The organism is Acaryochloris sp. 'Moss Beach' (genome assembly GCF_021497025.1).
GTDB classification, from domain to species: domain Bacteria; phylum Cyanobacteriota; class Cyanobacteriia; order Thermosynechococcales; family Thermosynechococcaceae; genus Acaryochloris; species Acaryochloris marina_A.
Genome location: NZ_CP071717.1, coordinates 505,508 through 531,363 on the forward strand (window position 1 = coordinate 505,508; position 25,856 = coordinate 531,363).

General features: G+C 48.2%; 24 protein-coding genes. 9 read left to right on the top strand and 15 right to left on the bottom strand.

What is annotated here, in order from left to right:
• Positions 1 to 34 precede the first annotated feature (34 nt).
• Positions 35 to 460 carry a hypothetical protein gene (locus HRE53_RS02370; RefSeq protein WP_235111307.1) on the bottom strand — a complete coding sequence of 142 codons (426 nt, stop codon included), beginning with the start codon at positions 458 to 460 and terminating at the stop codon, positions 35 to 37.
• Between HRE53_RS02370 and HRE53_RS02375 the strand changes: the two genes are divergently transcribed.
• Entirely contained in the window at positions 447 to 677 is a 231-nt protein-coding gene (locus HRE53_RS02375) for a hypothetical protein (RefSeq protein ID WP_235111309.1), read from the top strand. The two genes, HRE53_RS02370 and HRE53_RS02375, sit on opposite strands and share 14 nt — an antisense overlap.
• A gap of 152 nt (positions 678 to 829) precedes the next feature.
• Here HRE53_RS02375 and HRE53_RS34775 read toward each other — a convergent pair whose 3' ends face one another.
• Genes HRE53_RS34775 through HRE53_RS02395 form a run of 3 tightly spaced genes read right to left on the bottom strand, consistent with a single transcriptional unit; the run spans position 830 to position 4,363 of the window.
• Positions 830 to 2,194 carry a lamin tail domain-containing protein gene (locus HRE53_RS34775; protein ID WP_315876544.1) on the bottom strand — a complete coding sequence of 455 codons (1,365 nt, stop codon included), beginning with the start codon at positions 2,192 to 2,194 and terminating at the stop codon, positions 830 to 832.
• Positions 2,191 to 3,564 (bottom strand): hypothetical protein, encoded by a 1,374-nt coding sequence (locus HRE53_RS02390; RefSeq protein ID WP_235108927.1) that lies wholly within the window; start codon positions 3,562 to 3,564, stop codon positions 2,191 to 2,193. Before HRE53_RS02390 ends, HRE53_RS34775 begins: the two co-directional genes overlap by 4 nt.
• Positions 3,533 to 4,363 (bottom strand): IS1 family transposase, encoded by an 831-nt coding sequence (locus HRE53_RS02395; RefSeq protein WP_235108928.1) that lies wholly within the window; start codon positions 4,361 to 4,363, stop codon positions 3,533 to 3,535. Before HRE53_RS02395 ends, HRE53_RS02390 begins: the two co-directional genes overlap by 32 nt.
• 273 nt (positions 4,364 to 4,636) lie before the next feature.
• Here HRE53_RS02395 and HRE53_RS02400 point away from each other — a divergent pair, with 273 nt between their 5' ends.
• From HRE53_RS02400 to HRE53_RS02415, 4 genes are all read left to right on the top strand, one after another.
• The gene (locus HRE53_RS02400) at positions 4,637 to 5,203 is read left to right on the top strand and encodes a DUF2839 domain-containing protein (RefSeq protein ID WP_235108929.1); all 567 of its coding nucleotides are present in this window, start codon (positions 4,637 to 4,639) and stop codon (positions 5,201 to 5,203) included.
• A 125-nt stretch (positions 5,204 to 5,328) separates the two neighbouring features.
• A complete protein-coding gene (thrC, locus tag HRE53_RS02405; protein ID WP_212662055.1) occupies positions 5,329 to 6,627 on the top strand; it encodes a threonine synthase in 1,299 nt (432 codons plus the stop codon).
• Positions 6,628 to 6,670: 43 nt separating this feature from the next.
• Positions 6,671 to 6,946: a MoaD/ThiS family protein gene (locus HRE53_RS02410; protein WP_235108930.1), complete on the top strand. Its 276-nt coding sequence runs from the start codon at positions 6,671 to 6,673 to the stop codon at positions 6,944 to 6,946.
• Positions 6,947 to 6,958: 12 nt separating this feature from the next.
• On the top strand, positions 6,959 to 7,357 hold the full coding sequence (locus HRE53_RS02415) for a DUF2996 domain-containing protein (protein ID WP_212662057.1): 399 nt from the start codon (positions 6,959 to 6,961) through the stop codon (positions 7,355 to 7,357).
• An 87-nt stretch (positions 7,358 to 7,444) separates the two neighbouring features.
• On the opposite strand, the gene HRE53_RS02420 is transcribed toward HRE53_RS02415, so the two are convergent.
• A complete protein-coding gene (locus tag HRE53_RS02420; protein WP_235108931.1) occupies positions 7,445 to 8,854 on the bottom strand; it encodes an ammonium transporter in 1,410 nt (469 codons plus the stop codon).
• A gap of 879 nt (positions 8,855 to 9,733) precedes the next feature.
• On the opposite strand from HRE53_RS02420, the gene HRE53_RS02425 reads away from it, so the two are divergent.
• The gene (locus HRE53_RS02425; RefSeq protein WP_235108932.1) at positions 9,734 to 10,021 is read left to right on the top strand and encodes a hypothetical protein; all 288 of its coding nucleotides are present in this window, start codon (positions 9,734 to 9,736) and stop codon (positions 10,019 to 10,021) included.
• 404 nt (positions 10,022 to 10,425) lie between these two features.
• Here the strand turns inward: HRE53_RS02425 and HRE53_RS02430 are convergent, their stop codons facing one another.
• From HRE53_RS02430 to HRE53_RS02460, 7 genes are all read right to left on the bottom strand, one after another.
• Entirely contained in the window at positions 10,426 to 10,959 is a 534-nt protein-coding gene (locus HRE53_RS02430; protein ID WP_235108933.1) for a chemotaxis protein CheW, read from the bottom strand.
• Positions 10,960 to 10,978: 19 nt separating this feature from the next.
• Positions 10,979 to 14,413 (bottom strand): response regulator, encoded by a 3,435-nt coding sequence (locus HRE53_RS02435; RefSeq protein WP_235108934.1) that lies wholly within the window; start codon positions 14,411 to 14,413, stop codon positions 10,979 to 10,981.
• Positions 14,414 to 14,549: 136 nt separating this feature from the next.
• Positions 14,550 to 16,952, bottom strand: a complete 2,403-nt coding sequence (locus HRE53_RS02440) for a methyl-accepting chemotaxis protein (protein ID WP_235108935.1) — start codon at positions 16,950 to 16,952, stop codon at positions 14,550 to 14,552.
• Between the two features lie 181 nt (positions 16,953 to 17,133).
• Positions 17,134 to 17,628, bottom strand: a complete 495-nt coding sequence (locus tag HRE53_RS02445; protein WP_235108936.1) for a chemotaxis protein CheW — start codon at positions 17,626 to 17,628, stop codon at positions 17,134 to 17,136.
• A gap of 3 nt (positions 17,629 to 17,631) precedes the next feature.
• Positions 17,632 to 17,991 carry a response regulator transcription factor gene (locus HRE53_RS02450; protein WP_235108937.1) on the bottom strand — a complete coding sequence of 120 codons (360 nt, stop codon included), beginning with the start codon at positions 17,989 to 17,991 and terminating at the stop codon, positions 17,632 to 17,634.
• A gap of 96 nt (positions 17,992 to 18,087) precedes the next feature.
• On the bottom strand, positions 18,088 to 19,317 hold the full coding sequence (locus HRE53_RS02455) for a response regulator (RefSeq protein WP_235108938.1): 1,230 nt from the start codon (positions 19,315 to 19,317) through the stop codon (positions 18,088 to 18,090).
• Positions 19,318 to 19,957: 640 nt separating this feature from the next.
• On the bottom strand, positions 19,958 to 20,350 hold the full coding sequence (locus HRE53_RS02460; protein WP_010474433.1) for a late competence development ComFB family protein: 393 nt from the start codon (positions 20,348 to 20,350) through the stop codon (positions 19,958 to 19,960).
• A gap of 725 nt (positions 20,351 to 21,075) precedes the next feature.
• On the opposite strand from HRE53_RS02460, the gene leuD reads away from it, so the two are divergent.
• Positions 21,076 to 21,666: a 3-isopropylmalate dehydratase small subunit gene (gene leuD / locus HRE53_RS02465; RefSeq protein ID WP_235108939.1), complete on the top strand. Its 591-nt coding sequence runs from the start codon at positions 21,076 to 21,078 to the stop codon at positions 21,664 to 21,666.
• On the opposite strand, the gene HRE53_RS02470 is transcribed toward leuD, so the two are convergent.
• The gene (locus HRE53_RS02470) at positions 21,648 to 22,073 is read right to left on the bottom strand and encodes a hypothetical protein (protein ID WP_212662065.1); all 426 of its coding nucleotides are present in this window, start codon (positions 22,071 to 22,073) and stop codon (positions 21,648 to 21,650) included. The two genes, leuD and HRE53_RS02470, sit on opposite strands and share 19 nt — an antisense overlap.
• Before the next feature lie 93 nt (positions 22,074 to 22,166).
• Positions 22,167 to 23,132 carry a homocysteine S-methyltransferase family protein gene (locus HRE53_RS02475; protein ID WP_235108940.1) on the bottom strand — a complete coding sequence of 322 codons (966 nt, stop codon included), beginning with the start codon at positions 23,130 to 23,132 and terminating at the stop codon, positions 22,167 to 22,169.
• A 219-nt stretch (positions 23,133 to 23,351) separates the two neighbouring features.
• On the opposite strand from HRE53_RS02475, the gene HRE53_RS02480 reads away from it, so the two are divergent.
• Positions 23,352 to 23,945, top strand: a complete 594-nt coding sequence (locus HRE53_RS02480; protein ID WP_235108941.1) for a Uma2 family endonuclease — start codon at positions 23,352 to 23,354, stop codon at positions 23,943 to 23,945.
• A gap of 129 nt (positions 23,946 to 24,074) precedes the next feature.
• Positions 24,075 to 25,163 (top strand): 3-isopropylmalate dehydrogenase, encoded by a 1,089-nt coding sequence (leuB, locus tag HRE53_RS02485; RefSeq protein WP_235108942.1) that lies wholly within the window; start codon positions 24,075 to 24,077, stop codon positions 25,161 to 25,163.
• Between the two features lie 59 nt (positions 25,164 to 25,222).
• Here the strand turns inward: leuB and HRE53_RS02490 are convergent, their stop codons facing one another.
• Positions 25,223 to 25,750, bottom strand: a complete 528-nt coding sequence (locus HRE53_RS02490) for a pentapeptide repeat-containing protein (protein ID WP_235108943.1) — start codon at positions 25,748 to 25,750, stop codon at positions 25,223 to 25,225.
• Between the last annotated feature and the right edge of the window lie 106 nt (positions 25,751 to 25,856).

Here is a 25,856-nt window from a genome sequence, read left to right on the forward strand (position 1 = left end):
GGGCTGTGATATTCAAACTAAAAGGTTTGACGACCTACCAGAGCGCTCGCACGGGAGGTGGAGATTCAGGCTCATCGCGCGAGGGCGCATCAATTTTTTGTTGAGGTGCAGGTCGCTCCACTGGAGGAGGCGATTGCTCAGAGGGTGTAGGGGATTGTTCACCAGGGTCACTGGGACGAGTGGTCTCACTTGGACTTATTTGTTCTATCGGATCAGGAGTTTGAGGAGTCCCCGATCCAGGAACTTTGCCTGGAGAAGGATCAGGTAGATTATCTGGCACATTACCAGGTTGGGGAGAAGGTGACGGTAAGGGCACAGGAATTGGGAATGGTTGGGACGTCGATCCACTCGGTGGCTCTGCACTAGGTTGAGGTGCAGGAGTTGCTCCTGGCATTGGTTCTGGACTGGGTGTGGGTTGAGGTGTTGGACCTGGTATAGAACCAGGTGTGGGGCTTGGCACGGGAAATGGCACGGCTCCAGGAACTGACTCTGGTGCTGGAGCTGGGGTTGGGGGCTGGACTGGGGGGTTGGTGCAGGTGCAGGCTCTGGGGCTGGACTGGGGGGTTGGGGTTGGTGCAGGTTCTGGGGCTGGACTGGGGGGTTGGTGTTGGGGCTGGAGCCGGTATGGGGGCTTGGCGCAGGAAATGGCACAGATCCAGGTGTGGGTTCTGGAGTAGGTTCTGGCTCAGGGGTTGGCGTAGGAACAGGTTCCGGAGTCGGTTCTGGGGTTGGTATCGGTTCTGGTTCGGGAACTGGCTCTGGAGTAGGTGTCGGAGTTGGTTCTGGGGTTGGCTCATCTTCAGGTGCTGGTTCTGGAGTAGGTTCTGGCTCAGGGGTTGGTGTAGGACCAGGTTCCGGAGTCGGTTCTGGGGGTTGGCTCAGGTGCTGGTGTTGGTATCGGTTCTGGTTCTGGAGTCGGCTCTGGCTCTGGAGTAGGTTCTGGAGCTGGTTCTGGAGTAGGTTCTGGCTCAGGGGTTGGTGTAGGAACAGGTTCCGGAGTCGGTTCTGGGGTTGGCTCAGGTGCTGGTGTTGGTATCGGTTCTGGTTCTGGAGTCGGCTCTGGCTCTGGAGTAGGCTCTGGAGTAGGTTCTGGAGCTGGTTCTGGAGTTGGTTCTGGAGTTGGTTCTGGAGTTGGTTCTGGAGTTGGTTCTGGAGTTGGTGTCGGAGTTGGTGTCGGAGTTGGTTCTGGGGTTGGCTCAGGTGCTGGTTCGGGAACTGGCTCTGGCTCAGGAGCTGGGGTTGGCTCTGGAGTTGGTTCTGGAGCTGGTTCTGGTTCTGGTTCTGGCGTTGGTTCTGGAGTCGGCTCAGGTTCTGGAGTTGGTGTCGGAGTCGGCTCTGGCTCTGGCTCAGGTTCTGGAGTAGGCTCATCTGAACCATTGTTATTACCTGCAACACTGGTAATCCTGCTGCCTGTAGGATCTGTATCAATCGTTTCTAGATAGCCCAAGCAGCGGGTGCTGGCATCACCACTAGTTGTGGGTTCCCAGCAGGCACTGTTGTTGGAATCTTGCCCATTCGCAGTCAGACTAATGGATTGCCCATTATCAGCCCCCCCTAATGTTGTTTGGGCAGCATCATCCCACAGCCCTAATGATGCAGGGGGTGGGGTATTAATCGCTGTACTGCTGCTTGTATTTTTACCGTAGGCAATGTAGTCAATAATCTGGTTTTGGCCATCGTATAACCAGACATCATCCCCGGTGTTATTGAGTTTTGGACGTTGCCCTAACCAGGCTTGAAAAGCTGCATCTGGGGCCTGATGGGCGGATATAGGATTACCTTGAGCATCTTTCTCACTGCCAATCCAAACAACCACATATTCCCCTGGTTGGAGGATGGTATTAGCGGGAAAAACGTAGGGGCTGGTATTGCCTGTAATACTTCCGGTATTGCCATCTATATCGCCATCCAGAATATTGCCATCTATTAATTGCAATCCGCCAATATCAACTGCTTCATCTGATGGATTGAATAGCTCAATAAACTCATCGTTATTCTCAGCATTGGCTCTGCCAATCGTTTGTTTGTAAAGCACCTCATTGATAACGATTTTCCCAGATAGGGGCGATAGCTGAGGTGGATCACCTGCTTCGGACGATGGTTCTGGGTCTGGTGTAGGTTCGGAAGCTGGCTCTGGTGTTTCTGCTCCACCCTCCGGTTCAGGAGTAGGAGTGGGTTCGGGGGGCAGGATCAGGGGTTGGGTCGGGAACTGGCTCTGGAGTAGAGTCTGGGGGCTGGCTCAGCTTCAGGTGCTGGTTCTGGAGTCGGTTCAGGCTCAGGTGTTTCTGCACCGCCCTCTGGCTCGGGGGTTGGCTCTGGCTCAGGGGTAGCTTCTGGCGCTGAATCGGGTGTTCCTGGGCTACCCTCCGGTTCAGGTGTTGGGTCGGAAATTGGTTCTGACTCGGGTTCTGGAGTAGGTTCAGGAGCGGGTTCGGGTTCGGGAGTGGGTTCAGGCGTTGGCTCAGCTTCAGGAGCGGGTTCGGATTCGGGAGTAGGTGTAGGCTCAGGGTTTTCTGCTCCCCCCTCTGGCTCTGGAGCAGGAGTGGGCTCTGGTTCTGGAGTTGGAGTCGGTTCGGGAGCAGGCGTAGGCTCTGGTTCTGGAGTGGGTGGCGGAGCAGGCTCAGTTTCTGGCTCTTGAAAGGGAAGACAACTAAATGACAAAGAGTTGAGGCGACCACTTTTACTTCCCTTGGGTTTTAGTGCACCGATTCGATAGCGGAAACTACTGACATTCTCATAAGAAGCAGTTATTAAAGTTTGCGTTGCATCTGTGCTGATACCCGGTTGCGTCTTGACTGTATTGGATTCAAAGCGACCAGATGGAGGGGTAATAGTTGGCTTTAGGGTCGTGGGATTCTCGAGGGTATAGCTAGAGAATCCCTCTAGCTCGATGTACTCCCTTAAGTCTTTACTATCTCCATCTATGTCTACACCGGAAGCATTGAAAGCTTTGATGGTGGTAGGTGTGTTCGATCCTGTTTCTACAAAACTGATAATCAGGTCTACACTCGAATCCCCTTTTTGCTTGGAAGCATTGAGAGTAGGCTGCAGAGCATCTGCGGACCCTGTGCTGGCATTATCAATTGCCCCTAAGGTTGCACCATTGTTGAACTTGTCCACCGTGACCAATGCATCAATACCAGGAGCAACCTGGGTAAATCGGTAGATGGAGCCGATGGATAGGTTGGGTTGATTGTTTTCTTTTTTAGGATTACGAAAAGACAGCTCTACGATTGAGCTGCCATTACACATCTTGGTCTCTGCAATTTGGAAGACAGATGTTTCTGCGTTCTGAATTGAGGGGATGGGGGAGTAGATGCTCGGTGATGTTGGGGTCGCTGTATGGGTGGAAGAAGTGCGAGCTAAAGCGGCATCTGCTAAAAATGTGCATGCCATGAGAAGTGCAGCGAAGGGAGCACGATTGGCGAGTAATACTATCCAGCGACCCATGATTTTTCTCCTCAGCCATCCATAAATGGGAAACTCTAATACTTGTATCACTTTGCGATCGCAAAAAAATTCCGGTCGTGCCTCAAATAATTGTGGGGTAGCAAAGAATGTCATTCCAGTTCCATGGGCAATCAGCTAATCCTGCTCGTTGGGCCGCAGTCGTTTTGAATCGGCTGTGAGTCCAAATCCAATTAAAATAGCTCACCCCTAACCGAGCCGTAACCTTCGTTTGCTCCCAAACTTTGCCAAACTTATTTTGGCGGCGATGCCATCGACCTGTTTGCTGCCGAACAATCCCATTGGTACGCTCCAATCGTTGAGTTCGGTCTTTACCAATGTAGTGGATAATGTCTGGCCCTAAGATGCGCTCATAACCGCCCCAATCATCACTATTCCAAAACTTGCAATCGGTCTTGCCTTCAGTGCTGGTCATCAGTTCATCCAACAATGAGTCGGTATGCTTGCCCACCCGACAGGTCAATATCAAACCACTGGTGTTGGCCAACGTAATCGCCATCCAACAATCGCCCACCTCTAGCTCTGATGGTCGGCAATGTTTTTGCTTTTTTTTCACAAAGGACCACATCTCATCGGCACTGACATCATCGGTGCTGACTGCTTGAACGTTGCCATTATGAAGTTGCTGAGAGCGTTGGCTAGCAGAACGCACGAGGGAGACAACCGTGTTGTAGGAAAGCCCAGTGATTCGGGCAATGCCTCTGAGACTCGTGCCTTCTGCATGAGATTGGAGAACTTGATGGATCGTCTCTCGGCAGGTCTGTCGACGATAGTAAAGGGTATCAAAGGTTTCAGTGAAAGTTCGTTTACAAATAGGACAGTGATACCGTTGTTTCTCATTGGCCATCTTGCCATGCTTATAGGCTTTGGGATGACCGCACAATGGGCATTGCATGGTTACTCTAATAGCAGAAGGAATGTATTATTCTATCTGACCCACATTTGATTGAATCACAACCAAAATTCCAATGCAATACACTTTTTGAGGAATCGTTTTGAATATCATTCCTGGTAGGTATTTCCCCGATCCCGCTAGATCTTGATTTTTTTATTTCGAGGCATTGATTCGTTTGGGATGTTGAGAATTATCTTGATTTTTCCTTAGATACCAAAGCCTGACATTTGTCCCATTTATGATGAGTTGGACAATCGCTAAGGTCAGGTCAATATGGGAGAATCAAAGCGCCGCAAGCAAATTTTAGGAGACACCTACGGTCAGACCTCCTTCATTTTGATTAAAGGCGAACGGCAGTTCGAAGAGCATTTTCAAACGTTCTGCCAAGCTTGGGAGCAAAAGTTAAAAGAAATTAGTGGGTCTTCTGAGTCTGGAGCTGAACTCTCTGAAGCAGAAATCCAAGAAAAAGATCAGACCTTTCAAACCTGGCTTACACAATACCTACAAGATTATCGTCCTCAAGATCGAGAAAGACTCACTGGCGGGTTATTGGACTTTCTCTATGCGGAGATGGAAAAACTTGAGGAAGAAGAAGATCCTGAAAAGCTACATCAAAAGGTTTCCAACTGGGTTTTAGAAGCCTTGACTCTATTCACATTGTTAAAACCTCACTTAACCGTGGAGCAGCAGCAGGACTATGCTCACCCACTACTCGAACTCTACGAAATTATGCTCAATGAAGTGAAGGACGAGATGCCTGCCGAACAAAAAGAAGAAGCCCAAGAGTCCCTAACGGAGATGTTTGGGGTTTGTTTAGATATTCCTGCAGTCGAAGAATAAAAGTCGTTTTTGCAATACCCGACTATTTTAGTCGGGTATATTTGACGGTATTTTATGCCCGTGTTAGCATCTAGCGAATTGAACAGATGCGTTGTTGACGTATTCCTATCGAAATTGCTAAACCCATGACTCAAACCCTTACCAATCAATCTCGCAGCTCTGCTCTGAAAGCACTGAAGTGTAAAGAATGCGGAGCCGAGTACGAACTGCAAGCAACCCACGTTTGTGAACTCTGCTTTGGTCCCCTAGAAGTAAGCTATGACTTCAGCCGCCTTAGCCAGCCGATTACTCGTGAAAGTATTGAAGCCGGTCCCAACTCCATTTGGCGGTATCGCTCCTTCTTGCCCGTTGAGACAGATACGCCGATTGATGTGGGAACGGGCATGACCCCTTTGGTGAAGTCCCATCGGTTAGCTCGGCAATTGGGGCTCAAAAATCTATATATCAAGAACGACGCCGTCAATATGCCCACCCTGAGCTTTAAGGATCGGGTGGTATCGGTAGCGTTGACTCGGGCACAAGAGTTGGGTTTCTCGACCGTGTCCTGTGCGAGCACCGGTAACTTGGCAAATTCAACAGCTGCCATCGCAACTCGGGCGGGCCTCGATTGCTGCGTGTTCATTCCAGCGGACTTGGAAGCGGGTAAGGTCATGGGTACCCTCATCTACGGTCCAACGGTAATGGCCGTTCAAGGCAACTACGATCAGGTCAATCGCCTCTGTTCAGAGGTCGCCAACACTCACGGTTGGGGCTTCGTCAACATCAATCTGCGTCCCTATTATTCTGAAGGCTCCAAAACCCTCGGATATGAAGTGGCTGAGCAACTGGGTTGGGAACTTCCTGATCATATTGTTGCGCCCCTCGCTTCGGGCTCTCTGTTTACCAAGATTTATAAGGGTTTCCGCGAATTTATCGATCTCGGTTTAGTCGATGAAAAAGCCGTGCGGTTTAGCGGTGCCCAGGCCGAAGGCTGCTCTCCCATTGCCCAAGCCTATCGGGAAGGCCGCGACTTCATCAATCCCGTGAAACCCAATACAATTGCCAAATCCATTGCCATTGGTAATCCTGCCGACGGGGTTTATGCCATCGATATTGCTAAGAAAACCAATGGCACGATTGAATCAGTTACCGATGCTGAGATAGTTGAAGGCATGAAGTTGTTAGCTGAAACAGAAGGCATCTTTACAGAAACAGCTGGCGGCACCACCGTCGCTGTCCTTAAGAAGCTCGTCGAAGCCGGTAAAATTGACCCAGAAGAAAAAACTGTGGTCTACATCACGGGCAACGGCCTCAAGACCCAAGAAGCGGTCCAAGGTTGTATCGGTCAGCCCTTTGAGATTGAGCCTAAACTCGGAAGTTTTGAGCGAGCCCTAGAGCGCTCCCGCACATTGGATCGGTTGGACTGGCAACCTGTGCTTGTATAGGCTGTTAGTCGTTTCATTTGTTTCTCTATTGCAGTTGAATCCTATGTCCGTTACTGTCCTTATTCCTACGCCTTTACAAAAGCTGACGAAAAATCAGGCGACCGTCGAATGTGACGGCAGCAGCATTGGCGAATTACTAGAATCCTTGGAACAAAGTTGTCCAGGAATTAAAGCACGTCTTTGTGATGAGAAAGGCGAATTGCGCCGTTTCGTCAACTTTTATGTAAATAATGAAGATATCCGTTTTTTAAAGGGACAACAAACGGCCCTCAAAGACGGTGATGAAGTTAGTATCATTCCTGCGATCGCAGGGGGGTAAACCAACAAACCTATGGCAGAAGCAGAAAAGAAAGCCGCCGAGGCTGCCCCAGCAGCAAAACCAAAAGAGAAGAAGCCTAAGCTCGAAGATAAGCCCTTCGCGGAGTTTGTCCAGCAAGACTATCTTCCAGCCCTTGAGAAAGCCTTGGCTGCTAAAAGTATCAGTGATTTGCAGCTAAACTTTGCAGACAACAACATCACGGGTGAATGGCTAAATGGCACCCGCCAGTTTACAGTGTATTTCCCCGAAGGCGATATCAAAAAGCAGCGGGCCTTTTCCTGGTCCAACACGGGCAGCAACCCCAGTACAATTGAGCCCTTTCTCTGCGACGAGCGGAAAATCACTCTAGAGTTGCTCGTCTTTGGAGTAGTCCAGCGGCTAAATGCCCAGAAGTGGTTAGGTGGGAATTAAATTTCTGCTTTAGCCCTTGTTTTCAGAATTAAAAAGCGGCTGTCAATGACAGCCGCTTTTTAATCTTAGATTGCAAATTTAGCTGTACTAAAGATGCTCATCCCCTAAGAAACCAGGATAGGCTTCCATCGCATGTTCGCTGAGGTCCAAGCCAACCTTCTCATCTTCTAGAGAAACACGAATGCCTGAGAGATATTTGAGGGCTGTCCACGCAATGAAGCTGAAAACCACTGTGAACACACTGACAATGGCCAGACCTGCGAGCTGAATCCCGACTTGATTTAATGAGCCACTGGTAAAAAGACCTGCAGCGGGACCAGCCCCTTCTGTATACCAGCTAAAGGTATCTGGGCCAACGCTAAACAGGCCAACCGCCAAAGTCCCCCAGAATCCGCCTACCATATGCACGGATAGGGCACCCACCGGATCATCGATTTTGAAATTGTCAAAGACATCAACAGCAAAGACCACCACAATACCGCCGAGCAAGCCAATCAGTACTGCACTTCCAGCAGTCACAAAAGCACATCCTCCTGTGATACTCACCAAGCCAATCAACATGCCATTAATGGTCATGGTTAAGTCTGGTTTACCGAAATAGATCCAAGCGGTGAGGGTACCAGCCACAGCTCCTGAAGCTGCGGCGAGATTGGTGACCACAATAATATGGCTAATGGCAGCAGGATCAGCAGCCATGGTGCTCCCCCCATTAAAACCAAACCACCCCAACCACAAAATTAATCCACCCAGAGTCGCAATACTGAGGTTATGCCCGGGGATGGGATAACTTTTTCCTTCAAAGTATCGAGCACTTCGAGGGCCAATCAAAGCAGCTCCAACTAGAGCCGCCCATCCTCCAACCATGTGGACCACAGTAGAGCCTGCAAAGTCATAAAAGCCCATATTTTGTAGGAAGCCACCGCCCCAAATCCAATGCCCCACCATGGGGTAACAAATGGAGGTCAGCAAGATACTAAAAATAAAGAAGGCAATAAATCTGGCTCGTTCAGCGATGGCACCCGACACGATGGTGGCTGCAGTCCCTGCAAACATCAACTGATAGAAGAACTTGGCATTGAGGGGAATTCCTGCCCAATTGAGAGCGGTAAACGCTCCATAATAGGCGTCACCTGTGGCCGGACTATTGTCATTTCCTCCCAGGAAGAATCCCGTAGTCCCCATAAAATCATTGCCATTGCCAAACATAATGCCAAAACCCACGGCCCAGTAAGCCAAACTCACCAAACCAAATACAATTAGGTTTTTTGCAAGCAGGTTCACCGCATTTTTACTACGACAAAGCCCGGTTTCCAACATGGCAAACCCAGCATTCATAAAGAATACGAGGGAGGCTGCAAATAGGACCCAAATGGTGTCTGCCACCACTTTAGCTTCACCAGAAAAAATGGATGAAGGGGCTTCTTGGGCAACTGCAGCACTACTCCAGACCAATACAATGGCAGCAGTTAAATATAAATAAATTGGTTTTTTCAGCATTGACCAACGTAAAGATGCGCGGCGATGGCGCGGCTGGCCGGGCGGCTTAGGCTTTTAAATTTCTAGACATGAGTGCTTTACAGCTCCTTGACCTCATTCACACTGTTGTTTATCTAGCAAGAGAATCATCTTTGGGACAGACACACACAACTATCAAATCTTTGTCCAGATTAGTCCTTCAATCAAAGATGTTTAGGTGTTTAGTAGTTGAGAAAAACGCCTAAACTTTTTGTGATTGAGTCACTAATGCTCCCATGCTTAATCTCTAGACAAATCACATGTTGAGTATGCCCTTTTCTAGAAGACGTTTTGTCATAGCAACAGATTATTCACAAACCTCAAGGAACATCTCACCCTCTTCATCAGGCTTGTACAGGGTTTATTTTTAAATAAAAGAGGCAAGACTTTGTGAGATAAGAACCTACTTTTAGGGTTGAGATTTTGAGATTAATCTCCTCCCAGATGTATAAAGAGAGACAAAATGACGTTGTGGAGTGTAACGTTGTTGACCTCACCTATATCGCTATCTTTTTAAATGGGTAGACAGTCAATAGAGTACTCCTTAAGACTGGGAGTAAATACTTTACAGGGGAAGCCTAAACCCTACTTACAAAGACAATCCTGGCCACCTATTCTCACCGATAGTTAGGCTATCTATAGATAAGATTGACATAGCGATGCGCTTAAAGATTGATAGTGCGAAAAATGCATATTCCCTTAGGATTCAATCAGTAGTTGATAAACGCATAATATGCGTTTTTGTCAGAGAAATGGGTAACCTAAAGATTATCCGGACTTGATATCATATTGATGATATAAAACTCCTATACGAAATTCTTCCAAAGGCTATCAGTTAATTTAAACCTGCAAGGATCTAGGATGGACGACCGCCTCAAAGTACTCGTTGCCATGCAAATGCGCTATAAAGTGCCTCGGCCTGAAGCAACTGTGATGGGAGAAGCCTGGTTGCAAGCAAACCCTGGGCAAACTTGGACCACTTTAAATGAGTTCTTGAAATCTGCTCAAGTTGTTGTTGCAGACAATCAATTGGTGTTTGCCGGAGGAGCCGCACCACAGTCTCCACCAGCACAAGCATCAGCCGAATCTCCACCCCAGACAACACCCAATAATAAAGTCCAAAGAATGTACCGAGGTCGCCCGATCTAGGCGCATCGGTTACCTTCAAGAAGACGCTCATTATTTTGATTTGACGGCAGTATTCTTCAGAAAAGTATTGCCGTGAGTCCCTGTCTAAAACGAAGTTTTAGCTATGATTAATTTCTCAAGAGGTCTACCCTATAAAGGTTAGTCCACAAAATCGTTGATCAGAGCTTGAGTCAAACTCAACCTTTGCGCTAGGGCTAATCTGTGCAATGCCAATAGCAAGTTCCTGTCTTAAATCGATAGGATCATGGCGGGACATTATCAATGCTCTGCACACTTAAATCCCCCACCCCTAATGGGATTGAAGCTTTATAACCGCCCTAACGAGATCAAAGCGGGGGGTAGCGGCAAAAGAGCCTCGTCCGGCATTACGGCTCTTGTTTCTCTTTTGTGAAACACCAAGCAATTTAAATAGAGCTGAGCGATTCAGGATCGAGTAAGAATAAAGGGTCAACGCCTCCATCATCCACGATCATGGAGCTAACACAGTGGATATTACCCCGATCCAGAAAAGAACTGGGGATGGGGGCAAACTGGGATTTTCCAGCTCGACGAATAGCGGGTTGGGAATCAATGGGCACACCGACAACGCCACCTTCAGCAGTTTTGATCAGTACAAGACATCGCTGAGAAGTTTGAGAATCATCTGCTTTGGATTGAAAGGTCGCCTCTAGATCATCTGCCATCAAAGATGATGCAGCCTCATTAAAAATTCGATGTCCCACATCCACGACCGTGATTTCTTGGCCTTGGTGGAGGGTTAAGCTGATACCCGTATTATGCGGATCGCCATGCATCGTCCCCAAAGGAATCACCTTTTGCACTGCTGCAACGGGTAACGCAAACCATTCTCCCCGCAGTTTAAAGGCGATAAGTTGCTCTGTCGCTTCGGTGTTGCGGTTGGTACCCCGTTGCGATCGCACCGATGAAAAAATAGCCATAGCGTTCAATCACTCACAATCATTTTGCTTGGGTAAACTGCTCTAGGGTTTGCAGAAGCTCTTTCTCTCTAAAGGGCTTAGAGAAATAGGCAGAAGCGCCCAGAGTCATCGCCAACTTGCGATGCTTATCTCCACTTCGAGACGTCAGCATCGCCACAGGAATCGACTTAAAGTCAGGCTTGGCCTTCACATGAGCCAAGAACCCATATCCATCCATTCGGGGCATTTCAATATCACAAACCACTGCTTGAATCGGTAGACCTGATTCAAGTTTTTCCAGGGCATGTTGGCCATCTTTAGCCTGCTCAACTCGGTATCCTGCTTTTTCTAAGGTCAAAGCTAGGAATCGGCGAACATTGACAGAGTCATCCACCACCATAACCAAAGGTTGTTGAGTGGCTGTTGTATCCACCATCGGGGTGTCAGCCCCCGATAAAGCACCCGCCAAAGCACCGGAGTTACCCGTAAAATCATTATTACGATCGTTCATCCAGTTGAGGAGGCTAAGGGCATCAATCAGGGGAATGACCCGACCATCACCCAAAATCGTACAGCCCGCAAAGCCTTCCGGCATAGCAATATTCCCTTCAGCCTGACGGATTGTAACTTCCTGTTCACTCCAGTAGCGATCTACCTGTAGACCGACCAGCTCATTGCCATCTTCCACCATCAACACAGTGGGGGCATTAATACTGGGGGTCTGTTCCGTATCCGGCAACTTAGCAATCCGGGGCAGTTGTAGCCACTGATTCAGGCGCACCAACGGCACCATTTCACCATCCCAATTCAGGACTTCGGCCCCAGCACTGTCCATAATATCTTCGGAGTTCAGCAGCATCATCTCTTCGACAATGTCAGTGGGGAACGCCAACATCATATTGGCAACTTCTACGAGCAGCACTCGAATCACCGACAGGGTGAAGGGCACCGAAATGGTAAAGGTCGTGCCTACTCCCGTTTCCGTATCAACCGCAATTGAACCTCGAATTTTCTGTAAATTTGTGCGGACCACATCCATACCGACGCCTCGGCCGGACAGATCCGTCACCGATGATGCCGTACTAAAGCCAGGTTCAAAAATTAAATCGAGTAAGTCGCTAGTGCTAGCATTCCGCAGATCCTCGGCATCCAACCCCATTTCCATGGCTCGGCTTTTGATCTTATCAAGGTTAATGCCGCCACCATCGTCCTTGATCGTGATTTGAGTTTGGTTGCCTCGATAGGTTGCCCGAATTTCGATAATGCCCTTCGGAGATTTACCAGCAGCAACCCGTGCCTCGGGCTTTTCTATCCCATGATCAAAAGAATTGCGGATTAAGTGAATCAGCGGATCATTCAAAGATTCCAGAATCGAGCGGTCGACCAGGGTCGTCCCTCCAACAATCTTCAGCTCTACCTGCTTACCAAATCGCAAGCTCAAATCTCGTAAAACGCGTGGGAAACGACTCAGCAATTCAGAAACTGGACGCATTCTCACTTGCGTCATGCTGGTCTGAATCAATTTTGACGTTCGGGTGAGTCCCCGAGTAGTTTGCTCCGCATCTCCTAGGCCGGTATTGATGTCTCCAGTCACCTCTTGAATTTGCACCGCGGCTTCCATCAATTCCTGGGATAGCAAATGCATCTCGCTATAGCGGTCCATCTCCAGGAGATCAAAATCATTATCGAGATGAGGGCTAGTAAAGCTAGCGGGGGTAGCAGAGCCATTGGCCTGGCCACCGACACCGACAGGAACAGCCATGGCAGGAACAGCCTGGGCAGACACCTCCTGCACAGAAATTTTGTCGTAGGCTGCTCGCAATTGAGCATTGGATTTATCAAGGGTATGAACCCGGTCTCGCAAAAGCTCGGTTAGGTTTCGCAGCTGCTTTAACTGCATTTGCAAACCATTTCGTTCAATAATCAGCTCTCCAAATAATTCATTGAGCTGATTGAGCTTACTCACAGGCACTCGAATGGTCGTATCTGCAGTCTCTGGAGCTGCAGCCCCAGTCGCCATGGGTTTGGCAACCGTCCGAGTAGAGGCACGCTTCCGAGCCGGTTTGCGTTCAGCAACTTTCGGCACTTCTACAGGGGGACTGACCGACTGCTCAGGAGTCGCATCAAAGGAACTAATTAGGTCTACCGCTTCTGCAGCAAATGAGTCAGACCACTCTACCTCTTCTGCTATTTCTGGCTGAGTTGTAGAACTCTCCACCTCAAGGGCAGGCACAGCCGTTTCTTCGGGGACGAGGGATTCAATTTCTTCAGCAATACCTGCCAAATCTACATCGGCAAAAGCATCCAAGTCTGCGGCGGGAGCAAGCTGTGGTTCTTCTAGCGCCGGTATCTCTACAGAAGAAGCGGCTTCTGAGGGGGCAACTGCTTCTAAATCTTGGGGCTCTAGGGTTAGGTCCGCCCCTGCAAATAGGTCGGATTCGGCTGCGGCTGTTTCCAACTCTTGGGGGTCAAATTCTAACTCAGCCCCTGCAAATAAGTCTGGCTCGGCTACAGTCGCGTCTAATTCTTGAGGTTCAAATTCTAGCTCAGCCCCTGCAAGCAAGTCGGCTTCAGCTGGATCGGCTATTCCCAAATCGAGGGGTTCTAGCGCAAACTCCATGCCTGCAAATGGATCAGCGTCTTCCGTTGTCAGATCCGCTGAAACATCAGCAGGTTGTCCGATGGCACCTGCAATCTCTCCCAGAGAGCTAACATCCAGAGCATCAGGAATCGCATCTTTTTGGCCCACTAGGACCATAGCTTGGGAACGCCGTAGTTCTTGCAAGCCCACTTCAGCAATTTTGAGCTGCTGATCCGGCTCCGTCGAGGACTTCAGATATTGCAACGTCGACTGGCATAAACCATGAAACGCTGGCATATCCAACATTTCACCTAATCCACCCAATTCTTCCAGGGTAGAATCAAATTCAGCAACGATGATATTCACATCTTGACTGGTCATTTGCTCTTCTAACCGAGTCAAGCATTCTTCTACTTCTGACTCAAAAAGCACAAAGCTCATGTCTTCACCCACCTCAGAAGAGAGGAGTGAGGCTTCATCCTCAGGTTGAGGATCACCCAGCAAGTCATGGAGCTGTTCCATCACTGGGTTGGCTTGGGTTTCTAGCCATTGTTCGTCAACATCATCCCCCTGTTGATTGAGGGTTGCGACCTGACGCATGAAATCCATGCCCGTTAGCAACAGGCTTTCGGTTTCGCCATTCACCTCGACTTTACCGATTTTAAGGACTTTGAAAAAGTCCTCCAAACGGTGGGCCAGCTGGCTTAGGTTATGGAAGCCCATCAAGGCGGCTCCCCCCTTGACGGAGTGGGCAGCTCGCAGAACGCCATCCATTTGTTGTCGATCAACACCGCTGGTGCCTATTCCCAGAAGGCCCGATTCGATTTGGTGACAATGCTCAAAGGCTTCTTCCAGAAACTGAAGGCGAACTTCCTGTTCACTATCGTGGGACATGGTTTCTCTCTCAGTACCAATTATTAACTGGGCAATCAGCCTGAACCCGATATCAAGACTGAGTAAATTTCTTGTGGTGGACTGGCGGGTCGAAGCCAGTTAAAGTTAGCTTCGATCCGCCAGCCCAGTCATTTTCCTAGGCTTCGCTAATTTTGAAGGTACTCACAGAGGCCTGCAGCTGCTTAGCAATTTCCACCGTTTCTTGCAGGGATCCGGCCACCTGGCGGGAAGAATCGGAGGTATTCTCAGACACCTTCGCCACGTTTTGAACGAGCTTAGACAGCATTTGAGCTTTAGCCGTTTGGGATGCCGTAGAACCCGAAATCGTTTGCACCAAGTCCGCAATCTGTTGGGACACTGACACAATTTGGCCAAGGCTTTGCTTGGTATCTTGGACCATGCGCGTTCCTTCGACCACCTGGGTTGTACCCACTTCCATCGCGTTGACCACCTCAGCAGTTTCTAGCTGAATGTTCTCCACAATTTGCTCAATTTCCTTCGTTGCTGTTGCAGACTGAGACGCTAGGGCACCCACTTCTTCCGCAACCACCGCAAAACCCCGGCCTTCTTCACCAGCTCGAGCCGCCTCAATACTGGCGTTAATCGCCAGCAAGTTGGTCTGCAAGGCAATTTGGTTAATCAAAGAAACCGCCTTAGAAATCTGCTGAGAAGATTCACCCAATCGTTTCACTTTCTTAGCCGTTTCAGCAACGGTTTCGCGCAGCTGGTCAATACTGGCCACCGTTAGATCCATGGTGGCTCCACCATTCACCGCCGTTTCAGAGGCTGTTTTAGCAATCTCGGCAGCCTGTTGAGCGTTATCTGAGACTTCTTGGGCTGCTTGGGTCAAATCTTCCACGAATTGTAGGGATTGTTCCACTTGCTCGGCCTGAGCTGACGCCTCATCCGCCAACGTCACAATAGACGAGCTATTGGTTGACACTGAATCGTTCACCTGGGCAGAGGCGACTTGCACCTGGGCCACAATGTCTCTCAAGTTCTCAATAATGGAGTTAAAGAAGTCACCCACAATTCCGATTTCGCTGGCGTCCACGTTGGCTCGGACGGTTAAGTCTCCATCAGAGGCCGCTTCCACGTCGGTCAATAGAGTCAGCAAGTCTGCCTGCAACGTTTCATTTTGTTTTCGTTGGGCGTCGGCAACTTCCGTCTGCCGCTCTAATTCTTGTTGGGCGGTATATTCTTGTTCCAACAACAGGGTTTGAAGTTGTTCCGCCATGTTGTTGATGTTGTCTCCCAGTTGAGCAAGCTCATCCTCTCCGGCGACATTTACCCGAGTATCCAAGTCCCCTTGACCAATTGAGTTCACCGCTTCAGCAGACTCAATAATCGGTCGAGTTGCCCGTTCGGAGATTAAAACCGCAATGGCACCCACCACAATCGCAGCAGCGAGGGAACCTAAGAGTAGGGCCAACCGCAACTGGTTCACCGAGCTAAAGGCAATCCCCTTGTCTGTTTCCAGAATGGTCTTCCAGCCTAAAGCTGGCAAATTTTTCAAGAACGGATCGTCAGAGTTATTTAGCGCCTGGAACGGCACAATGGTCTCTAATTTGTCTTCAACCGGGAGGGATCGTACCTCCTGTGTATCCTTAACCGTCTTGTACCATGAGAACTTCTTATCGGCAGACAACGACTCCCCAGTTTTATTGGCTGCAAGGATGGTTGCTTTGGCTTCATTCGATCCGGCAAACAGCTTGCCGTTCTGATCAACCAGGTAGCCATTTTCAGAGCCATCAATTCCCACGAGCAAATCTTCCAGGAATGTTACCGGCATTCTGGCCCGGACCACACCGATGGGTTTACCAGAGGCTCGATCAAGGACCACATTAGCGGTGTAAACCGAGATAACGCCGGAAGATTTAGACAGTAGGGGCTGAGAGATATAGGGTTTTCCAGATTTTACGGCGGCTTGGAAATAAGATCGGTCACTGTGGTTCCCCAGAGCCTTACCCGATGATTGGGCCATGACATTCCCCTTCAAGTCGAAGAACCCAACACTGTTGTAGATGGTGTAAGCGTCGATAAACTTGTCTAGGGAAGCTTGCTTCGCTTCTCTGGAAGTAGCCTTGCGCAAGGCCGGATCGACAAAAACGTCCAAACTAGACATAATCTGGATGTCACCAAATCTCTCCCGCATATAGGAGGCAACCTTAGCTGAGATCTGGGTTGTCAGTGCTTTTTTGTTCTCAACAACCTTTTGAGAGATCGATTGATCGGCAATATAACTGGCAACTAGTCCAATAACCGCCACGGGGATAACCCCAAGGCTAATAGCCAATACCGTGGCCTTTGTTTTGAGTCCTAATCGCTGCATTAGCGGCTTGACGGCTGCTTTCGTTACGGGATCAGCGCTGGGAGCAGGGCTTGCAGACATAGGCATCACTGCCTTAGACTCATCTGCCCCTTGAGAGTAGGAATCGCTGATGCCAGCAGTCATCTGCTCTAGATCAAGGGGGACAATATTTTTGTCGCTATGGCCATTATTGATGGCTGTATCGTCTGCATGATCTTTCATATGCATGGGGAATCGTGCCTCTCTGAATTACGGATAATGTTATGTAGAAGACTCAAGGTCCAACGAACCTTAGAAGAAATAAAATTGCTGTAGTGCTTGCTCCAGGGGGAGATTCAAGATCAACCCGGTCTAGTTAGTTTTGACATAAGATATTTTCAATGCTTCAAAACTTCTCCCCATGGTGGTATTAACGCTGCAACACGGATGCGTTCACAATTGCGTCAGGATCCAGAACCAATAGAATTTCTTTCTCTTCTGGCAAACACCCCCGTAAATAGGGCGCAATACTGGGAGCAACCGTACCAATAGGGGACTGGATGGTATCTGTGGAAAATCGCGTTACACCTTGTACGGTTGGCACCGCTAACCCTAGGGGAACCTGACCCACTTGGAGAATGGCAATGTTAAATTGCCTGGCGTTGGCCATCAAGCCTGTATAGCCCAGCATGATAGACAGGTCTACAATCCAAAACACCCGACTTCGCTGGTTCAAGAGCCCCAGGACACAGGTGGGCATATTGGGAATCGGCGAGATTTGCTCAACAGGCACCACAATTACTTCGCGGGCTGCCTCCATGGGTAGTGCAACAGGTACGCTATCACTCAACCGCAACTTGAGATAAGGATCACCTAATCCTTCCTGTGACGGCGATGATTGAAGGTCTAGAGTGGGCAGTTTCATTGCTTAAACAACAGATTGAACAGCTTGGAGCAAATCTTCGCGGGTAAAGGGCTTGGTGATGTAGGCATCCGCCCCTTGTTTTTTACCCCAGAGCTTGTCTAAGTCTTGGTTCTTAGAGGTACAAATCACTACGGGTAATTGTTGGGTCGCCTCATTCTTCTTCAAACTGCGACAGAGTTCAAAGCCACTCATTCCGGGCATCACCACATCAGTCACCACAATATCGGGCTTCTGAGATTCTGCTTTGGCTAAGGCATCCTTCGCATCAGTTGTACTGATAACGGCATAACCGCCTTCCCGTAAATAACTGCAAATTAGCTCTAGTTCTGCCGGACCATCATCCACTACTAAAACAGTTCTCATTTGTTATTGCTCCTAAAACAAATCAAGGTAATCCATGGTTTCACCTGACACTTTCAGAGTGCCCTTTTCCTGACAAAATACACCTGAGGATATCTATCAAGTCAAGTGGCGAAAGACCATTTTTTGAAGATCCGCTTGGGTAAACGGTTTGGTTAAATAGTCCGTGGCCCCAGCAACTTTGGCTTTGGCCCGGTCAATTAACCCTGTGTTTCCTGTTACCATCACCACCGGAATTTTCTTGAATTGAGAATTCTTGCGGATCAGGCGACAAAGCTCGTAACCATCCACCCAAGGCATGCCGACATCTAACAAAATCAAATCCGGCTTAGCCCGCATAATTTGGATTAAGGCTTTCACTGGATCACTGATCATCACAACAGAAACGTTTTGATCTTGCAGATATCGATTAATGGTATTGAGAATGGCAGGACTATCATCCACACAGGCAATGGTGTAGCTCTTCTGGCCAATCTCGCTGGTGCCAATATTTCCTAATGCAGCATCACTATTGGACTGTGCACCACTGGCCTGAGGGGCATTGCCAACCGCCCCGATGGCCAATCGAGGTAACTGATTAAAGGGGGGTTGTGGATCTTGCAATAAGATTACTTTGTCCACAATCAAAGAGTTGAGGTTTTGGGCCAGTTGGAGTTCATCGAGGTTGAGTAGCACCCCAAGGTGGCGAAAGCTAAATCCTCGCAGAATTTTCTGTAACTGTTGAACTTTACTCGGAGATAATTTTGCTGCTCCAGGACTCTGCTCTGAAAAATAGAGCCGCTGATGGGGGGACCAAACCATTGGCCCTAAAGCTTGCCAGGCATTCAAACGTTTCTGACATTTTTGCAGTAAGGGGGGGATGGTCTGCTTGGTATAAACAGGAAGGTGAGCCGACTTAGGTAAAAACTTATAGGTTCCTTCAGAGACCAACAAATAGGACTCTAGAATCTCGATGACAATGCCTTCTACCAAGGTTGCAGCTTCGGCAGGCTTTAGCTGGTTGGTTCTCACTAACCAAGAAATGGCTTGATAATCAGGGCAAATCTGCTCGGAGGAGTCGCCGTTAAAGTTAATTCTGACTTGAGTCCGTACTTCGCTGTTGAGGGAAGGAACCTGACGACTGAGCCGTCGCAAATGGTTATCTAACAGGTCCAGGGGGTCAGCCGAGTAGGTCGCATAAACTAACTGGCTTTCTTCAAGATAAAAAAACCAATTGATAGCGCCGTTAGAAACGACTAAGCAACCATCTTTTTTGGCATTAGCATGCTGGCTGAGCAAGTCTGCTACGTTCAACTTGTTTGAGATTTTGCCACTCATAGTTGCTGCCATGGGTATTGTTCTTCCTTCTCAACACACAACGATTTGGTGAACTCTGCATTTATGACACAGAGGAAAATAGGTAGTCAGTGGGAGTCATTCAGTTGAGAGAATACTTAGAAAAGTGTAGAAATCTACGTTAACGAAAATATGGATATGACACATTAAGTAATAATCGGTTATTTCTGTTCATGGTTGAAGATGTCTCAACCTGAATGTTCAGAAAGTCCTTATTTCAGAGCAAGTAGAGAATCTATAGTACTCTTCTGTTGGCTCTCTATGGGTCACATTATCTGTAACTGTTTCTATCCTTTGTCTGACTTCAGGTCATCCCTGCTATATGCTCTACAAACTGTATTTTTCCACTTAGGTTAACGGTCTTACTAAAGATCGTTACTCTTTATAGTTCCCCGTATGGGTCTTAACGGATCACCGTGAAATCAACTAGAAATATTTTTTTGTGATTGCAAAGTATAGGCTAATTCAAAAGACCCATGACAATTTTGCCATGGGTCTTTGCAAGAATTGCTTTCCTGCTTTTTATCTCTTGCGTAGGGTAATCCGACGATTGGGCTGAGCCATAAAAACTGACCCAACTGTCGTCCGACTTAACAGTGACCACAATTCAAGCGGATAGAGAGGCTAAATAGACTTAACCGTCCAACTCTAGATCCGTCATGGAATCAGCCAATTCCTCTAGGGCCATCCTGGCAATATGCATTTCTGCTTCGACTTCCTCTTGAGGAAGAAGGGGAGTCGTCACCCGCGTGGGCTGCTGAGCAACCACTTTTAAGGATTGATGGACGGCAGCCCGTAGGCGTTGCCCAAATTGTTGTTGCCCTCGCTGCTTTTGCCGATAGACCCCTTCTTGACTAGAAGCATAAAGGGGTGGCAATCGATTGAGGGCATAGGATACGACGTCAATGCGGTTTAAAGCTTTGGCGGTTTCAGGTTTAAAGTTGCGGGTTTGCCGGTCGATTTCTTCTTCGACCAGCTCTTCCATCACGTTCTTATAGACCTGAGCTTTGTAAAATGCTTTTAACATGTGTTTAGCTAGTGTCCCTGCCTCATAAAACTAGTGTTCCCCATATTTTTTTCAAATTTAGTATGGGACAGCCTCCGAATATTCTCGGTTAATCATGACTTTGCCCAGAGGCACATGCTTCTATATTGATCGGCTACTAATTTAGTTTTATACGTATTTTCCCCTAAAAGTATAAATTTAATCTAAGAAAGTTCATGCTCTGCCTACATTTCCTTAACCCAAGAATAGATTCATACTTATAAATACGGTTGAAATATTGAGATTAAAAGATTCATGTCGCCAGGTCTCTGCAGTGGCCGAGAAAGATTTGCTCGCGAAAGAATATGCCGTCTGCATCAATTGCTTAGCAGAATTTAGCTCATTAATGAACTGCATGTTCTTATGCAGTTGCTACATCAACTATTTATTTAGGGGGCTCTCTCAATTGATGGAACGGATAACGGTGGGGCTTAGTCCTTCTCTGCTCTAAAAACTTGAACATCTACTGGCTGTTCCGATCTTAGGTATTGACTCAATATAGGTATGGCTAAATCACTAATTGGTCATGCCTATATTGTCAATATTTGATGATCAAGGCTGACATAGATAACTTTTTCTGGTGTATTGGTTCTCGAGAATAAAGCGGAAGGAGACAGGCTCCTCCCAGGTTTACTCGTTGATTTCTTTCTCGTCATCGGTAGAAATGATGTCAGAATAAAGACCAACCTCATCTGTTTAGCGAAATCATGAGCCAAATTCATTCCCATAGTGGCACTGGCATTCCCTTGACTGGCAACGATATTGATACGGATCGGATTATTCCTGCCCGGTTTTTGCGATGCGTGACCTTTGACAGTCTGGGACAACAGGTCTTTGCGGATGATCGCCAGCAAACGGGTGGACAGCATCCATTTGATTTACCACAATTCCAAGGGGCCAGCGTATTAGTCGTTAATGGCAACTTTGGTTGCGGTTCATCCAGGGAACATGCCCCCCAAGCGATTGCAAAATGGGGGATTAAAGCGATTGTCGGGGAAAGTTTTGCCGAAATCTTCTTTGGAAATTGTGTGGCGATTGGCATTCCTTGCGTTACGGCTGCTGCCGATGTGGTGCAACAACTACAATCCCATCTGACTCAGCATCCCGAAACGTCGGTAAAAATTGACCTAGATCCACTGACTCTGACCTGGGGGGATGTCTCCCATGCCATTAGTATGGGCGAAGGCCCTCGGCAAATGATGCTATCTGGCACCTGGGATGCCTGTGGGCAATTGTTAGGCCAGGTCAAAAAGATCGAGAAAACAACAGAACGGTTACCTTATTTAGCCTGGAGTTGAGGCTGCGATCGCAGAACGGTCTCCAGCGTTTGCCAGTCTTTGGTGTGAATAATCCAAGGAGACAGTCTCACTTTTTTTAGGGCGTCTCCTTGTTGAACATACAATTGCCGCCCCTGGAGCTGTAGATCACTCAAGGTGCTGATGGAATAGGATCTGACCTTTTTTCCCAACATGTTATACAAAGCAACTTGGTCATGATGGATCGTAGCCATGGGTTTGGTGAAATAGCCAAAGCTAATATAGCCAATTAGGCATCCCAAGATCAGGGGGAAGTAAAACTTGCCTAAGAGCAAGAGCCAAACTCCCAAACCGATATTAAGCCCGCCCAACAACATAAAGACAATGGCGACCTCTCTTTTATAGCGGAGAAGGTAGGGGAGTTGAGGAAGGGAAGGATCTGTACTCATGTCTTGAGGTTAATGAAATAGCTCACCTCTATGATTACCACATCAAGATTTTCCCTGTCGTGGGGATTTCAAGCACAATAATAAGGTCTCGGCTTAATATGACTTGGCGGTAGGACGAGGCTGTAGACAGGCTTTGCAAATCGCTTCAATATGTCGATGGTCGGTCCCGCAACATCCCCCTAGGACATTCAGGTTAGGTAAGGCATCACTTAAATTTAAATATTGCTGACCCAGTTCCTGGGGGTTACCATCATCGAGTTCTACCGCTTCATCCAATTCGGCATGGCTTTTGGTGGATGCATTGGCCCGAAGTCCATGAATGCGGGTCAGCCAAGGTTCGTTGGTTGCAAATATATGATCGAAATGGGATGGATGAGCACAGTTGATCATGTAATAAATAGGTCCATTGCCCGTGGCGGCATCGACTTGTGCGATCGCATCTTTCAATACTTGCCCCGTCGGTAACTTGCCGTCGGTTTCCACGGTGAAGGAGATAACCACAGGCATACCGACTAAGTGGGCCGCTCTCGTAATGCCAATGGCTTCTTCGGCATAGGTCATGGTGACGGCACTGACCATATCGGCTTCGGCATCGCGAAAGGCTTCAATTTGAGGCAGATGGTATACCTGAGCTTCAGCTGGGGTCATGGCGGTATCGACCTGATATCCGTCTCCCCGAGGGCCGATACAGCCACTAATGACCATGCGGCTGGTTTCGGTTTCGTATTGTTGGCGAATGGTATGCAGAAGTGCGATCGCATTCCGATTCATGGCGGCCAACTCGGCTGCATCATAACCAAGCTTGGTGCCCCAGTCTGAATTGGCTCGCCATGTGGCACTTTCTAAGATCAGGCCCACTTCATAGGTCTGAGCGAGCTGAGCATAGGTTTGAAAATACCCATAGAGGGCTTCATATCCTGGGTTATCTTTCAATAAATCGAAGGCAGCAAAGTCAGGTAAATCGATACCTTTATGAAAGATCAGGGTGGTTTCTAACCCCCCGTCCGTCAAAAAAACGTCGCTCGATAATTGGGGTAAATTTTGTCGATATTGAGGCATGGGCTGCTCCCCTGTCAGATGCATATACCTTTCAGGGTGTGGGATTTCAACAGACGGAACAATGATCACTATCACTCCGGTCACTGGGTCCAATCACACCAACCCTTGCCCGTGTATTACCTCATCAAAGACTCCACTTTTGTGACTGCTAAATGCACTCCAGAAGATGGCACGTTATTCTAAATAGGAGATCAAACTTGATTGTCCTAGAAAAAAATCATGGTTGCCTCCCCAAAACAAGTCCATCTCTCCCCAGAACAATACCTCTCTTACGAAGAAGCCAGTCCCATTAAGCATGAATATCGGGATGGTGAAGTCTATGCAATGGCAGGTGCATCAGATGCCCATGTCACCATTGCTCTTAATCTAGCGGTTGGTCTGCGCAATCATATTAGAGGGTCTGGATGTCGGGTTTATTTGTCGGATATGAAAGCGCGTGTCAACCCGAACAATCGTTTTTTCTATCCTGATGTCATGGTCACCTGTGATGATCGCGATCAGGCAACAGCAACCTACAAACAATTTCCCTCCTTGATTGTGGAAGTCCTCTCGGCCTCCACTGAAGCCTTTGACCGGGGGGATAAGTTTGCCGATTATCAGTCCCTTGAGAGTCTGCAAGAATATGTGTTAATCAACGCTAAACGGCAACGAATTGAGTGCTTTCGTCGGAGTGAAGGTAGATGGGTTTTGGAAACCTACACCTCTACCAGTGAGACCTTCACGTTGAGTAGCATCAATTACGAGGGAGAGATGGCGGCGATCTATGAAGATGTGATTTTTGATCCACCCACTCCTGAGCCGTCTGATCGCTAAGCTGTAAGGTCTTAGAAATAATCTTCTTCAACCCAGAAGAACTGAGTCGTGAAGATTTTCAAGTTCTATGGTGTTAGGAGTTGCTGCGTCATATGATAGATAGCCTGTGTGCTTTCTATCGAAACAATCATGACTCAGACCTATCGAATTACGTTGTTGCCAGGAGATGGTATTGGCCCTGAAATCATGGCCGTGGCCGTTGATATTCTCAAGGTTGTGGGGCAGCAGCAAAATTTGACCTTTGAATTTAATGAGGCATTGATTGGAGGAGCCGCTATTGATGCGGTAGAGAACCCGCTACCGAAACAAACCTTAGATACCTGCAAACAAAGTGATGCAGTTTTGTTGGCTGCGATTGGGGGCTATAAATGGGACACAATGCCCCGTCATCTCCGTCCTGAGACTGGGCTGTTGGGATTACGGGCAGGACTAGAACTCTTTGCCAATCTGAGACCCGCCCAAATTCTGCCCCAGCTGATTGATGCGTCCAGTCTAAAACCTGAGGTGGTTGAAGGCGTGGACATCATGGTGGTGCGAGAGCTAACAGGCGGCATATATTTCGGCTCACCCAAAGGGGTGTTTAGCACCGAAACGGGGGAGCAACGGGGCGTCAATACAATGGCCTATACCGTGGCAGAGATTGATCGGATTGGTCGAGTCGCCTTTGAAACCGCCCAAAAACGGAGTGGTAAGCTCTGTTCTGTGGATAAAGCAAATGTATTAGAAGTGTCGCAACTGTGGCGCGATCTCATCACCGCATTGTCATCCGAATACCCTGATGTAGAGCTCTCTCATCTGTACGTGGATAACGCCGCTATGCAGCTCGTCCGCTGGCCCAAACAGTTCGACACCATCGTTACCAGTAATCTATTTGGCGATATTCTCTCGGATATTGCCGCCATGCTCACGGGCAGTATCGGCATGTTACCCTCTGCCAGTTTGGGAGCAGACGGTCCAGGGGTGTTTGAACCCGTCCATGGCTCTGCCCCAGATATTGCAGGTCAGGATAAGGCCAATCCTTTAGCCCAAGTGCTGAGTGTGGCGATGATGTTGCGCTATGGCTTGGATCAGCCAGCAGCGGCGGACAAAATTGAGTCTGCTGTGTTGACTTTGTTGGCTCAAGGCTATCGGACGGGGGATATTCAATCACCAGGTACAACGGTCCTAAGCTGCAAGGCTATTGGAGAAACTCTGATCCAAATTCTGAATCAGGGTTAAACACTCTCTAATTTCAATCCTCAACCTCTTTAGTTGCACCGTTATTAGCTGTAAATACTTCAGATAAAGCTAATGATTTTAGTCCCGTCAGGCAAAATGGTATTGCAGAAAATGGCTCTCTCCAAACTATGATCTTCAATCCCATCTGGAATATCGATGCAGGATTGACTCAGATCAACATTAGTCAAGTTGGCCCCTTTAAGTATTGGCCTGAAGCCCAAGATCGTTCCATTCAAGTTAGCTCCAGTAAGATCGGCATCATTCAAAGGGCATTCAACCAAATCAGCAAAGCTGAGATCGGCTCTACTCAGATTGGCCTCAACCAAAATTCCCTCGGAAATAATGGTATGGATAAGGCTAGCTTCTCTTAAATTAGTTCTTTCCAAGCAAGCACTCCCCAAATTAGCGTTATTTAAGTTCGCCCGACTCAGGTTAGTACCATTCAGCTCAGCCCCAAAGAGAATAGCCTGACTCAAGTTGATACCTGGCAACTCGACATCCTCAAGTCGGAGACCCCGTTTAAACTCAATTCCACTGAAATCCCTTTCTCCAGCAGCATAACGCTCCAACAATTCTTCAGCAGTCATCACTACAACTCCCAAAATATAATGGTTCCCCCCTGGCTTCAATGCCTCCAGGATTCCACTCCATTTAACCTCAACTTCCCAGGCATAAAGATCCTAAACAGTCAGC